Source organism: Candidatus Arsenophonus triatominarum (assembly GCF_001640365.1).
In the GTDB taxonomy this organism is placed as follows: Bacteria; Pseudomonadota; Gammaproteobacteria; order Enterobacterales; family Enterobacteriaceae; genus Arsenophonus; species Arsenophonus triatominarum.
This window is the reverse complement of sequence record NZ_LWMI01000027.1, coordinates 1-11,247: the sequence shown is the minus strand read 5'-3', so window position 1 is coordinate 11,247 and position 11,247 is coordinate 1. Positions and strand designations below refer to the sequence as shown.

The 11,247-nt window shown below is 41.3% G+C and carries 18 protein-coding genes and 3 pseudogenes; 20 read left to right on the top strand and 1 reads right to left on the bottom strand.

The genetic code is table 11. The features are described 5' to 3' along the window. The coding region (locus AYJ55_RS32225; protein ID WP_162505757.1) for a hypothetical protein at positions 1-195 on the bottom strand (195 nt) is incomplete at its 3' end. Between AYJ55_RS32225 and AYJ55_RS29860 the strand changes: the two genes are divergently transcribed. The 20 genes and pseudogenes from AYJ55_RS29860 (at position 149) to AYJ55_RS19620 (ending at position 11,240) form a co-directional block, all read left to right on the top strand. After that, positions 149-478: an ATP-binding protein gene (locus AYJ55_RS29860; protein WP_063657690.1), complete on the top strand. Its 330-nt coding sequence runs from the start codon at positions 149-151 to the stop codon at positions 476-478. The two genes, AYJ55_RS32225 and AYJ55_RS29860, sit on opposite strands and share 47 nt — an antisense overlap. 236 nt (positions 479-714) lie before the next feature. Then, the gene (locus tag AYJ55_RS19715) at positions 715-894 is read left to right on the top strand and encodes an HP1 family phage holin (protein ID WP_245677473.1); all 180 of its coding nucleotides are present in this window, start codon (positions 715-717) and stop codon (positions 892-894) included. After that, positions 894-1,351, top strand: a pseudogene (locus AYJ55_RS19710) (lysozyme). The gene AYJ55_RS19715 and the pseudogene AYJ55_RS19710 overlap by 1 nt, the downstream one beginning before the upstream one ends. After that, positions 1,318-1,767 (top strand): lysis protein, encoded by a 450-nt coding sequence (locus AYJ55_RS19705; RefSeq protein ID WP_063657600.1) that lies wholly within the window; start codon positions 1,318-1,320, stop codon positions 1,765-1,767. The pseudogene AYJ55_RS19710 and the gene AYJ55_RS19705 overlap by 34 nt, the downstream one beginning before the upstream one ends. Before the next feature lie 170 nt (positions 1,768-1,937). Beyond that, positions 1,938-2,507 (top strand): annotated as a pseudogene (locus AYJ55_RS36415) (Rha family transcriptional regulator). Continuing rightward, positions 2,504-2,701 (top strand): hypothetical protein, encoded by a 198-nt coding sequence (locus AYJ55_RS19695; RefSeq protein WP_063657645.1) that lies wholly within the window; start codon positions 2,504-2,506, stop codon positions 2,699-2,701. The pseudogene AYJ55_RS36415 and the gene AYJ55_RS19695 overlap by 4 nt, the downstream one beginning before the upstream one ends. Before the next feature lie 6 nt (positions 2,702-2,707). Then, positions 2,708-2,947: a hypothetical protein gene (locus AYJ55_RS19690; RefSeq protein WP_063657689.1), complete on the top strand. Its 240-nt coding sequence runs from the start codon at positions 2,708-2,710 to the stop codon at positions 2,945-2,947. Positions 2,948-2,992: 45 nt separating this feature from the next. Then, positions 2,993-3,697: a tyrosine-type recombinase/integrase gene (locus tag AYJ55_RS19685; protein WP_063657688.1), complete on the top strand. Its 705-nt coding sequence runs from the start codon at positions 2,993-2,995 to the stop codon at positions 3,695-3,697. A 260-nt stretch (positions 3,698-3,957) separates the two neighbouring features. Beyond that, a complete protein-coding gene (locus tag AYJ55_RS19680; RefSeq protein ID WP_063657649.1) occupies positions 3,958-4,557 on the top strand; it encodes a hypothetical protein in 600 nt (199 codons plus the stop codon). A gap of 162 nt (positions 4,558-4,719) precedes the next feature. Further along, positions 4,720-6,305, top strand: a pseudogene (locus tag AYJ55_RS33760) (TerL protein). Further along, entirely contained in the window at positions 6,302-6,814 is a 513-nt protein-coding gene (locus AYJ55_RS19665; RefSeq protein WP_162505753.1) for a hypothetical protein, read from the top strand. The pseudogene AYJ55_RS33760 and the gene AYJ55_RS19665 overlap by 4 nt, the downstream one beginning before the upstream one ends. A gap of 105 nt (positions 6,815-6,919) precedes the next feature. Next, the gene (locus tag AYJ55_RS19660) at positions 6,920-7,555 is read left to right on the top strand and encodes an ATP-binding protein (protein ID WP_162505763.1); all 636 of its coding nucleotides are present in this window, start codon (positions 6,920-6,922) and stop codon (positions 7,553-7,555) included. An 88-nt stretch (positions 7,556-7,643) separates the two neighbouring features. Next, positions 7,644-7,880 (top strand): phage holin family protein, encoded by a 237-nt coding sequence (locus AYJ55_RS19655; RefSeq protein WP_245677456.1) that lies wholly within the window; start codon positions 7,644-7,646, stop codon positions 7,878-7,880. Next, positions 7,840-8,325 (top strand): lysozyme, encoded by a 486-nt coding sequence (locus AYJ55_RS19650; protein ID WP_063657599.1) that lies wholly within the window; start codon positions 7,840-7,842, stop codon positions 8,323-8,325. The genes AYJ55_RS19655 and AYJ55_RS19650 overlap by 41 nt, the downstream gene beginning before the upstream one ends. After that, a complete protein-coding gene (locus AYJ55_RS19645; protein ID WP_063657600.1) occupies positions 8,292-8,741 on the top strand; it encodes a lysis protein in 450 nt (149 codons plus the stop codon). Before AYJ55_RS19650 ends, AYJ55_RS19645 begins: the two co-directional genes overlap by 34 nt. Positions 8,742-8,911: 170 nt before the next feature. Next, complete coding sequence (locus AYJ55_RS19640) at positions 8,912-9,424, top strand: Rha family transcriptional regulator (RefSeq protein WP_425393832.1); 513 nt, start codon at positions 8,912-8,914, stop codon at positions 9,422-9,424. A gap of 55 nt (positions 9,425-9,479) precedes the next feature. Then, on the top strand, positions 9,480-9,620 hold the full coding sequence (locus AYJ55_RS19635; RefSeq protein WP_245677470.1) for a hypothetical protein: 141 nt from the start codon (positions 9,480-9,482) through the stop codon (positions 9,618-9,620). 61 nt (positions 9,621-9,681) lie between these two features. Continuing rightward, positions 9,682-9,936 (top strand): hypothetical protein, encoded by a 255-nt coding sequence (locus tag AYJ55_RS19630; protein WP_063657685.1) that lies wholly within the window; start codon positions 9,682-9,684, stop codon positions 9,934-9,936. 2 nt (positions 9,937-9,938) lie between these two features. Next, positions 9,939-10,637, top strand: a complete 699-nt coding sequence (locus AYJ55_RS19625) for a site-specific integrase (RefSeq protein ID WP_063657684.1) — start codon at positions 9,939-9,941, stop codon at positions 10,635-10,637. A gap of 267 nt (positions 10,638-10,904) precedes the next feature. Then, positions 10,905-11,240 carry a hypothetical protein gene (locus tag AYJ55_RS19620; protein ID WP_063657683.1) on the top strand — a complete coding sequence of 112 codons (336 nt, stop codon included), beginning with the start codon at positions 10,905-10,907 and terminating at the stop codon, positions 11,238-11,240. The last annotated feature ends 7 nt before the right edge of the window (positions 11,241-11,247 follow it).

The following is an 11,247-nucleotide window of genomic DNA, read 5'->3' as shown; positions in this document are numbered from 1 at the left end:
CGCAAGCAACGCCGGATAGAAAACTTGTTTGGGCGCTCGGGTATCGCCCCGTTGCATGCACATTGCCGATTTGAAAATTATCGCGTTTTCAACGCCGGTCAGAAAAATGCGTTGAACCAATCCGTCCGCCTTTGCAAAGAATTTTGGAGTGGGATTTGGCGGATTTGTTTTTAGCGGTGGATGCGGAACAGGCAAAAATCATCTTGCAGCAGCGATAGGGCATTATCTCATGAGCAAAGGGCGATCCGTATTGTGTATTACCATTGCGGATTTGATGATGCGTTTTCGAGCAACCTACGAAAAAAATACGACATTGACAGAACAACAATTGCTAGATGAACTTTGCAAAGTTGATTTGTTGATCTTGGACGAAATCGGTATTCAGTATCAGCATAGCGAGAATACGAAGATTATTGTAAATCAGATGGTTGATAAGCGGACTTCACACAAAAAACCGCTTGCATGCTCACGAACTTGAACAGTGAACAAATTCGGCAATTTTTGGGCGATAGAGTCATCGATAGAATGATGATGAGCAATGGGCTTTGGTTAAATTTCAATTGGTCAAGCTACCGCCGTAAAATTCAATAACGAAAAAAAGTTTTAAATCACTGAGTTTCACTACTCAAATCCAATCAATTCAAAGCAATGGAACCCTCAACAACGAGGGTATATGCGCATGTCTGAAAAATACTCAACACCTGCCGCCTATCTGTGGGGCATCATGACCACCCTCGGGGAGTCATGACAACGATTTTTGATTTTTTTACCCTTGAGCAGTGGGTAGCTGTGATGGGTATTGTCTGCACGATAGGACATTTTTTATCAACGTGTACTACCGCAAAAAAGTACAGACTCAAGGAACGTCAGTATGAAGATACCGAAAAAAATTGATGGCAACGGGCGGTAGTGCGTTGTTTTTAGCCTCAACGATGATAACGCATTTTGAAGGATTAAAATTTAAACCTTACTTCGATGGAGGTGGTGTACTCTCTGTTTGTTATGGTCATACAGGCAAGGATATTGCGTAACCGGATGTACACGCAAGAAGACTGCGATAAGTGGCTTAATGACGATTTAAAAGCCGTTAAACGTTATGTTGACCCGTTGATTAAGGTCAATATCAACACGCTAACACAGGCAGCCCTTTACTCATTTGCTTATAACGTGGGTGGGTAATTTTGCCAAATCGACCTTGCTCAAAAAGCTCAACAACAATGACCGAAAAGGGGCATGTGATGAGATGAAGCGGTGGGTTTATGTGAAAGGCGAAGTCTGGAAAGGGCTAATTACCCGTCGGGAAATTGAGAGCGTAATATGTTATGGCGACCTTACTCATTTATCGGAGTGATTATTGCAGGGTTAATTCTCTCACTTATTTTTATCAACTCCCGTTATCAAACCATCAGGCAAAACTACCAAACATTAAAACAGCAATATCGCGCACAAATTGAAGCCGTGAAATTACAGCAGCAAAAGATTGATTCTTTGCACCAACTCGATATTCAACACACGGAGAAATTAAATAATGCCAAAGCTGAAATTGCTAAGCTCAATGATGCTGTTCGTGCTGGCACTAAGCAGTTGCACGTCAATGCCGTGTGTCCAATACCCAAAACCGCTACCACCCAGAGCCGACATAATGAAGCCACCCCACAACTTAGTAAGGCAGCTCGAGAAGATTATTTCCGTCTCAGAGCGATGATAGCTGAGAACGAAAAGCAGACGGAATATCTACAGCAGTACATCAAAACACAGTGTCACTGAATCGGTCATTGGCACGTTCAAATCTTAACAATCTCAGCGCCACGCACGCGCATCAATAAAACACAGAACCTTATAGAAAGTCGAGCCTGAAGAACGCCGTTTAAAATGGTGCTTTTCTGTGGGCGGCTGTTCTGTGCGCGCAGGTTCGATTTTCTATAAGGAAAAGTACGATGAAATTAGTAACAACTAAAAATGACAATTTTTTAGTAACAGAAATGCCAACAATGACCAGTCTGGAAATGGTGGACTATATTAATGCGGAGCGGAAATCAAAAGCGGAAGCAGAGAGATTAACGTTTCCTTGCAAAAAATATCGCAAGTTACAGCACAATAATTTTATGGCAAAAGTACCCAAAGTTCTTGGAGAAACATCTGCTAAATTTTAGCTGATGATATTTTCACCACTGGAAACGGTGCCAGTCTATTCGAAAAATTTACCGATTTCCAAAACGTGAAGCCTGTCTAATGGCAATGAGTTACAGCTATGAGTTACAGGCTAAAATCTATGACTACATGACGGAGTTGGAAGAAAATAAAGGATTAGCTTTTACTATTGAGCAATTACAAAATATTGTTGCTACAGCCAGAAAAGAGTCTGATAAAGACTCTTCGGATGCTGGTCGTCGATTACGTAAGCGTCAAGATGATTTACCATTCTTAAAAAAGCTGAAAAAACAGTAATGGAGTTATCTCAAATCCCCCTTGATTTAATTGGTGGAAGCATGAGGTTAGAAGGATGACTCCTGAGCAATTCATCGAAGCCAATGTTAAGGCCGAGTTAATCAAGCTGGGCTTTTCTACCTCTGTCGCCAGCTTAGCCACCCGTGAAGCCATCCGCTATTATCGCAAACAGCCAGCTAGTAGAAGAGGCAAGATGATAGAAGATTGTCTTAATCAAGCAAAAATTGTGGCCAGGTTAACAACAAAGCGATAATCGCAAATGAGTTCAATTAAACAAGTCAAAACTCGCCATGATAGCGAGGGTTTTCGTGTGCATTACGAAAATCCAGCAGGACGATTTCATAAAAGCTTTAAAACGCGGGAAGCTGCTTGCCATTTTCTTTTTCTGAGCGAATCTGAGCGATTTTTGGCGATGATGGCAAAAGAAAAAGAGCAATGCCGAGATTGGCATCTTCGCAAGTTGATTCAGTTTTATGTGGGAAAAAGGTCTTCAGTGTGAAACGGGCATTTACGGCAAAGTTCGCTCGATACGATTAAACATGCCTTGTTTTCGATTGACGAAACGTTGCAAGCAAAAATGGCGTTGAATATTCGCCCGAGTGAATTTAACGGTTTACCGGAAAATACGCTTAAACATCTGCATTCTGCCTATTTGCTGCTGAAAGCAATGCGAAATGTTGGTGTCAGTCCAATTCCAAAATTGAAAAGAAAAGGGGAAAAGCCTATTTTCATTCCGGCGTTTGAGAATGTGGATAGGATGATTGAAGAAGCGCCCGTCAGAGAAAAGATTGCCTTCATCTTGGCATCGGTGATTGGGCTTCGGATAAGCGAAATATTGGCATTGGATTATAGCGATATTCAAGGGGAATATTTGAATATCTCAAAACATGTAACACGAAACGGTGTTATTGAAGGCTTAAAAGCTGACGTTCAGCGATTGTTACCGATGCCAAAAGGGTTATTGTCGCTATTGGATAAAAACAAGTTTGGGTTACATGAACCATTAATTGTCAGTCAATCAGTGAAAAGACTGTCGTTAAATTACAGTACGACAGGAATTGTTAAGGAATTACTGGAAAAATTCAGGATTGGGAAATTTCATAACTTACGGCATTTTGCAGCGGTACGTCTTATCAAAAAACGGAATGATATTCATGTTATTTCTAAAATGCTGGGTCATAAAAACATTGAGACCACCTCAAATATTTACGGTCGATTTTCAGGGTCAATTTTTGAGTTAAATTTTTAACATTTGCGTTCATTTTTTAATCATTAAGGTAAATGGGGTTAAAACCTTAATTGCTTTACATCAAAGGGATTCAGGTAAAAAATTACAGAATAGCCAAAAACGCATAATTCCGCAGTCATACTTCCGCATTTTGAAAAATTGGAAAACCTAATAATAACAACGCATGAAGAGGGATTTTTTTCGCATACTTCCGCAAAATAAGTCCGCACCCAAAATGGCTAATTTTACGAATGTTGCACAAAGGTTAAAAAGAGGTTGTCATGTCAGGGAAAGCTAAATATAAAAAAGCGTATATTGATGACGTGATCAACCTGTCTTTGGTGAAAGGCAAAGTATCAAATCATTTCATTGCAAAATGGCTGCATGTGGATGAAAAAACGATTAGAAATTGGCGAAAGGATTATTACGAATTTGATCATGCTTTTCATCATGCGGCCGACATTTTGAAAAAAGAGCTAGCAGAAACAGCAAGGCAAAACACCAAAATCCGAAAACGCAAAATTATTAAAACCACGGCAGACGGCGAAACGACAACGATAGAAGAAGTATTGCCTAGTCACAATGATATTGCCGTTTACAAAAAGATGGGGATCAATGAAGTCTTCTTTAACGATGAAAAGCATCAACAAAAAGAATACTTAAGATCGATACTCGAGCGAAAAAAATCAGCCGAAATCACTTCACTAGAGGCCGCGCAATTTTTAGAGATAGAAGGCATTCCTATACCAACTACCTTATTACTGGAAATTAAGCAATTGCAAGGTAGCCCTATACCAGAAGATATACTACCGCAAAATGCAATTACTCGAGAAATGACTTTAGAAGAGGCCGCAGAAGCGTACCAAAAACTGATGGGGTAAAGGGTTAAAATCGCTTACTTATTTATGTTATAAATGATATTAAATTTAAATATTTATTTAATATCAATTGATTATATGAGTTTAACCCCATTTTTTGTATTTTTATGTACACGTTTATGTGCAAAATATTTTTTTGAGTCGCTTTTTTCCGGACAAATTCCTATGCCGTTACCTTTTCCTTTTGACTTTAAAAAACCAGATTATTTTAAGGTATTTGAGTGGCGCGATGAGCGTCTACAACGGTTACGCCAGCAGCCGGAAAGTTTTAAACGATTAACCCGATTTTATAAGGATAATCCCGCGCAGTTTATTATTGACTGGGGCATGACGACAGACCCACGAAATGTCGATTACGGGTTACCGGTGACTATTCCTTTTTTGCTGTTCCCGAAACAGGAAGCATGGATTGACTGGATAATGACACGCTGGAAAGGACGTGAAAACGGTATTACCGAAAAAAGCCGCGAAATGGGCTTAAGCTGGACGTCAATTGCACTCGCATGCGCTTTATGTCTCTTTAATAAAGAGATGGTAATTGGCTTTGGCTCCCGCAAAGAAGAGTATGTTGACAGCACCGGTGACCCGAAAGCGTTGTTCTGGAAAGCCCGTAAGTTTATTGAAACTTTACCGCAAGAGTTTCGGGGAGGCTGGGTAGCGAAAAAACACGCGCCTTATATGCGGGTCAATTTTCCAAACACCGGCGCCATTATCAAGGGTGAAGCGGGGGACAATATTGGACGGGGTGACCGGACGACACTCTATTTCGTCGACGAAGCCGCCTTTTTGCCTCGTCCGCTATTGATTGATGCTGCCCTATCGCAAACTACCCGCTGCCGCATTGACTTAAGTTCGGTTAATGGGATGGACAATCCTTTTGCCCAAAAACGCCACAGTGGACGTATTCCGGTGTTTACCTTTCACTGGCGCAATGACCCCGTAAAGATGAACAATGGTACGAAAAAGAGTGCCTGAAAATCGATAATCCGGTCATTGTGGCGCAGGAACTGGATTTGAACTATCAGGCGTCTGTTGAAGGTATCTTAATTCCCGCCGAATGGGTACAGGCGGCCATTGATGCCCATATCAAACTGGGGTTTTTGACAACGGGGGCTAAACGACTCGGTTTTGACGTTGCAGATGAGGGCGATGACAGCAACGCCCTCACGTTTGTACACGGATCGGTTGTCACGGATTGCCAGCAGTGGAGTAAAGGCGACGTGATCAGCTCAGCAAACCGAGTCAAAAACTATGCTGAGGAAGTCCATGCCGATGAAATCATCTATGACTCCATCGGGGTAGGGGCAGGGGTGAAAGCGCATCTACGACGGACATGTCATATCACCGCAACCGGATTCAACGCGGGTGGGGCTGTCTTTAAACCTGACGCAAAATATGTGGCGGGAAAAACCAATAAAGATATGTTCGCGAATATTAAGGCGCAAGCCTGGTGGGGCGTCCGAGACCGTTTTTTTAATACCTGGCGGTGTATCATGCATTTGGAAAAATATCCGGATGACAAACGTTTCATCAATCAATTTACCGATGGCCTGTTAATCAGTCTCAGTTCAGGCATAAAAGAACTTGACGTACTGAAAGCTGAATTATCCCGTCCTCGGGTGGATTACGACAACAATGGACGGGTGAAAGTCGAGAGCAAAAAATTATCGGACTTGGTTTCGAGTGCAACAGGGAGTTTCGAGTACAGGAACGGGGTGATTGTCGTTCTGGCAGAGTTGATTTGCTGGTGAGTGACAAGCACGGCAACCAATGTGGCATTGAAATCGACGCAAGCTCTCCCAGAGAAAAATCTTTCGCTAAACTAGCCTGTCTGAAATCAGGGATAATCTTACTGCGGAAATCTTCCACAGCAGAAGACTATCTGCAAGATGGTGTTTTGGTAGTTGCGGGAGGTATTTCGCTACCCAAAACTAAGATCATCACGAAAAAATCTGAACTGAATTTGTCCCTGTTTGAGCAGAAACCCAGTGAATCAGTTTGGGATGATTATCTTCAACACCGCAAAAACAAAAAAGCGCCACTGACACAAACCGCCCTGAACCGACTGGCGACAGCAGTCAACGAAGCCAATGAACTAGGATATTCCACCGATAACGTGCTGGCTGAATGCATGCTTAGAAACTGGCAAGGCTTTGAGGTTTCGTGGATTGAGCAAAAAAAATATCAGCGAAATAGTCTCATCAACGAGATCACAACACGCCCAAGTAATCCCGAAGGTTTTGTGGTGATTAACGGTTAATCTGTTTTTTGCGAAAAAACTATGAATATTATTCAACGATTGCAAAAAATCATGCCGCCCAATATCAAGCCAATTGCCTGTAGCTGGGAAGAACATTTGGCAAGAATGCAAAAAATATCCGAAGAAGCCAGTTTGCAAGACGCTATTTTTCGCAAGCAACGCCGGATAGAAAACTTGTTTGGGCGCTCGGGTATCGCCCCGTTGCATGCACATTGCCGATTTGAAAATTATCGCGTTTTCAACGCCGGTCAGAAAAATGCGTTGAACCAATCCGTCGCCTTTGCAAAGAATTTTGGAGTGGGATTTGGCGGATTTGTTTTTAGCGGTGGATGCGGAACAGGCAAAAATCATCTTGCAGCAGCGATAGGGCATTATCTCATGAGCAAAGGGCGATCCGTATTGTGTATTACCATTGCGGATTTGATGATGCGTTTTCGAGCAACCTACGAAAAAAATACGACATTGACAGAACAACAATTGCTAGATGAACTTTGCAAAGTTGATTTGTTGATCTTGGACGAAATCGGTATTCAGTATCAGCATAGCGAGAATACGAAGATTATTGTAAATCAGATGGTTGATAAGCGGACTTCACACAAAAAACCGCTTGGCATGCTCACGAACTTGAACAGTGAACAAATTCGGCAATTTTTGGGCGATAGAGTCATCGATAGAATGATGATGAGCAATGGGCTTTGGTTAAATTTCAATTGGTCAAGCTACCGCCGTAAAATTCAATAACGAAAAAAAGTTTTAAATCACTGAGTTTCACTACTCAAATCCAATCAATTCAAAGCAATGGAACCCTCAACAACGAGGGTATATGCGCATGTCTGAAAAATACTCAACACCTGCCGCCTATCTGTGGGGCATCATGACCACCCTCGGGGGAGTCATGACAACGATTTTTGATTTTTTTACCCTTGAGCAGTGGGTAGCTGTGATGGGTATTGTCTGCACGATAGGGACATTTTTTATCAACGTGTACTACCGCAAAAAGGAGTACAGACTCAAGGAACGTCAGTATGAAGATACCGAAAAAAATATTGATGGCAACGGGCGGTAGTGCGTTGTTTTTAGCCTCAACGATGATAACGCATTTTGAAGGATTAAAATTTAAACCTTACTTCGATGGAGGTGGTGTACTCTCTGTTTGTTATGGTCATACAGGCAAGGATATTGTGCGTAACCGGATGTACACGCAAGAAGACTGCGATAAGTGGCTTAATGACGATTTAAAAGCCGTTAAACGTTATGTTGACCCGTTGATTAAGGTCAATATCAACACGCTAACACAGGCAGCCCTTTACTCATTTGCTTATAACGTGGGCGTGGGTAATTTTGCCAAATCGACCTTGCTCAAAAAGCTCAACAACAATGACCGAAAAGGGGCATGTGATGAGATGAAGCGGTGGGTTTATGTGAAAGGCGAAGTCTGGAAAGGGCTAATTACCCGTCGGGAAATTGAGAGCGTAATATGTTATGGCGACCTTACTCATTTATCGGAGTGATTATTGCAGGGTTAATTCTCTCACTTATTTTTATCAACTCCCGTTATCAAACCATCAGGCAAAACTACCAAACATTAAAACAGCAATATCGCGCACAAATTGAAGCCGTGAAATTACAGCAGCAAAAGATTGATTCTTTGCACCAACTCGATATTCAACACACGGAGAAATTAAATAATGCCAAAGCTGAAATTGCTAAGCTCAATGATGCTGTTCGTGCTGGCACTAAGCAGTTGCACGTCAATGCCGTGTGTCCAATACCCAAAACCGCTACCACCCAGAGCCGACATAATGAAGCCACCCCACAACTTAGTAAGGCAGCTCGAGAAGATTATTTCCGTCTCAGAGCGATGATAGCTGAGAACGAAAAGCAGACGGAATATCTACAGCAGTACATCAAAACACAGTGTCACTGAATCGGTCATTGGCACGTTCAAATCTTAACAATCTCAGCGCCACGCACGCGCATCAATAAAACACAGAACCTTATAGAAAGTCGAGCCTGAAGAACGCCGTTTAAAATGGTGCTTTTCTGTGGGCGGCTGTTCTGTGCGCGCAGGTTCGATTTTCTATAAGGAAAAGTACGATGAAATTAGTAACAACTAAAAATGACAATTTTTTAGTAACAGAAATGCCAACAATGACCAGTCTGGAAATGGTGGACTATATTAATGCGGAGCGGAAATCAAAAGCGGAAGCAGAGAGATTAACGTTTCCTTGCAAAAAATATCGCAAGTTACAGCACAATAATTTTATGGCAAAAGTACCCAAAGTTCTTGGAGAAACATCTGCTAAATTTTTAGCTGATGATATTTTCACCACTGGAAACGGTGCCCAGTCTATTCGAAAAATTTACCGATTTCCAAAACGTGAAGCCTGTCTAATGGCAATGAGTTACAGCTATGAGTTACAGGCTAAAATCTATGACTACATGACGGAGTTGGAAGAAAATAAAGGATTAGCTTTTACTATTGAGCAATTACAAAATATTGTTGCTACAGCCAGAAAAGAGTCTGATAAAGACTCTTCGGATGCTGGTCGTCGATTACGTAAGCGTCAAGATGATTTACCCATTCTTAAAAAGCTGAAAAAACAGTAATGGAGTTATCTCAAATCCCCCTTGATTTAATTGGTGGAAGCATGAGGTTAGAAGGATGACTCCTGAGCAATTCATCGAAGCCAATGTTAAGGCCGAGTTAATCAAGCTGGGCTTTTCTACCTCTGTCGCCAGCTTAGCCACCCGTGAAGCCATCCGCTATTATCGCAAACAGCCAGCTAGTAGAAGAGCAAGATGATAGAAGATTGTCTTAATCAAGCAAAATTGTGGCCAGGTTAACAACAAAGCGATAATCGCAAATGAGTTCAATTAAACAAGTCAAAACTCGCCATGATAGCGAGGGTTTTCGTGTGCATTACGGCTTTAAAACGCGGGAAGCTGCTTGCCATTTTCTTTTTCTGAGCGAATCTGAGCGATTTTTGGCGATGATGGCAAAAGAAAAAAGAGCAATGCCGAGATTGGCATCTTCGCAAGTTGATTCAGTTTTATGTGGGAAAAAGGTCTTTCAGTGTGAAAACGGGGCATTTACGGCAAAGTTCGCTCGATACGATTAAACATGCCTTGTTTCGATGACGAAACGTTGCAAGCAAAAATGGCGTTGAATATTCGCCCGAGTGAATTTAACGGTTTACCGGAAAATACGCTTAAACATCTGCATTCTGCCTATTTGCTGCTGAAAGCAATGCGAAATGTTGGTGTCAGTCCAATTCCAAAATTGAAAAGAAAAGGGGAAAAGCCTATTTTCATTCCGGCGTTTGAGAATGTGGATAGGATGATTGAAGAAGCGCCCGTCAGAGAAAAGATTGCCTTCATCTTGGCATCGGTGATTGGGCTTCGGATAAGCGAAATATTGGCATTGGATTATAGCGATATTCAAGGGGAATATTTGAATATCTCAAAACATGTAACACGAAACGGTGTTATTGAAGGCTTAAAAGCTGACGTTCAGCGATTGTTACCGATGCCAAAAGGGTTATTGTCGCTATTGGATAAAAACAAGTTTGGGTTACATGAACCATTAATTGTCAGTCAATCAGTGAAAAGACTGTCGTTAAATTACAGTACGACAGGAATTGTTAAGGAATTACTGGAAAAATTCAGGATTGGGAAATTTCATAACTTACGGCATTTTGCAGCGGTACGTCTTATCAAAAAACGGAATGATATTCATGTTATTTCTAAAATGCTGGTCATAAAAACATTGAGACCACCTCAAATATTTACGGTCGATTTTCAGGGTCAATTTTTGAGTTAAATTTTTAACATTTGCGTTCATTTTTTAATCATTAAGGTAAATGGGGTTAAAACCTTAATTGCTTTACATCAAAGGGATTCAGGTAAAAAATTACAGAATAGCCAAAAACGCATAATTCCGCAGTCATACTTCCGCATTTTGAAAAATTGGAAAACCTAATAATAACAACGCATGAAGAGGGATTTTTTTCGCATACTTCCGCAAATAAGTCCGCACCCAAAATGGCTAATTTTACGAATGTTGCACAAAGGTTAAAAAGAGGTTGTCATGTCAGGGAAAGCTAAATATAAAAAAGCGTATATTGATGACGTGATCAACCTGTCTTTGGTGAAAGGCAAAGTATCAAATCATTTCATTGCAAAATGGCTGCATGTGGATGAAAAAACGATTAGAAATTGGCGAAAGGATTATTACGAATTTGATCATGCTTTTCATCATGCGGCCGACATTTTGAAAAAAGAGCTAGCAGAAACAGCAAGGCAAAACACCAAAATCCGAAAACGCAAAATTATTAAAACCACGGCAGACGGCGAAACGACAACGATAGAAGAAGTATTGCCTAGTCACAATGATATTGCCGTTTACAAAAGATGGGATCAATGAAGTCTTC

What these genes read in the sequence shown, in the direction of transcription:
- AYJ55_RS19655 (WP_245677456.1), top strand. Translation starts at nt 7,644, where the DNA reads ATGTCTGAAAAATACTCAACACCTGCCGCCTATCTGTGGGGCATCATG.
- AYJ55_RS19625 (WP_063657684.1), top strand. Translation starts at nt 9,939, where the DNA reads ATGCCTTGTTTCGATGACGAAACGTTGCAAGCAAAAATGGCGTTGAAT.
- AYJ55_RS19680 (WP_063657649.1), top strand. Translation starts at nt 3,958, where the DNA reads ATGTCAGGGAAAGCTAAATATAAAAAAGCGTATATTGATGACGTGATC.
- AYJ55_RS19645 (WP_063657600.1), top strand. Translation starts at nt 8,292, where the DNA reads ATGTTATGGCGACCTTACTCATTTATCGGAGTGATTATTGCAGGGTTA.
- AYJ55_RS19630 (WP_063657685.1), top strand. Translation starts at nt 9,682, where the DNA reads ATGAGTTCAATTAAACAAGTCAAAACTCGCCATGATAGCGAGGGTTTT.
- AYJ55_RS19695 (WP_063657645.1), top strand. Translation starts at nt 2,504, where the DNA reads ATGACTCCTGAGCAATTCATCGAAGCCAATGTTAAGGCCGAGTTAATC.
- AYJ55_RS19690 (WP_063657689.1), top strand. Translation starts at nt 2,708, where the DNA reads ATGAGTTCAATTAAACAAGTCAAAACTCGCCATGATAGCGAGGGTTTT.
- AYJ55_RS19660 (WP_162505763.1), top strand. Translation starts at nt 6,920, where the DNA reads ATGCAAAAAATATCCGAAGAAGCCAGTTTGCAAGACGCTATTTTTCGC.
- AYJ55_RS19640 (WP_425393832.1), top strand. Translation starts at nt 8,912, where the DNA reads ATGAAATTAGTAACAACTAAAAATGACAATTTTTTAGTAACAGAAATG.
- AYJ55_RS19635 (WP_245677470.1), top strand. Translation starts at nt 9,480, where the DNA reads ATGACTCCTGAGCAATTCATCGAAGCCAATGTTAAGGCCGAGTTAATC.
- AYJ55_RS19705 (WP_063657600.1), top strand. Translation starts at nt 1,318, where the DNA reads ATGTTATGGCGACCTTACTCATTTATCGGAGTGATTATTGCAGGGTTA.
- AYJ55_RS19650 (WP_063657599.1), top strand. Translation starts at nt 7,840, where the DNA reads ATGAAGATACCGAAAAAAATATTGATGGCAACGGGCGGTAGTGCGTTG.
- AYJ55_RS19620 (WP_063657683.1), top strand. Translation starts at nt 10,905, where the DNA reads ATGTCAGGGAAAGCTAAATATAAAAAAGCGTATATTGATGACGTGATC.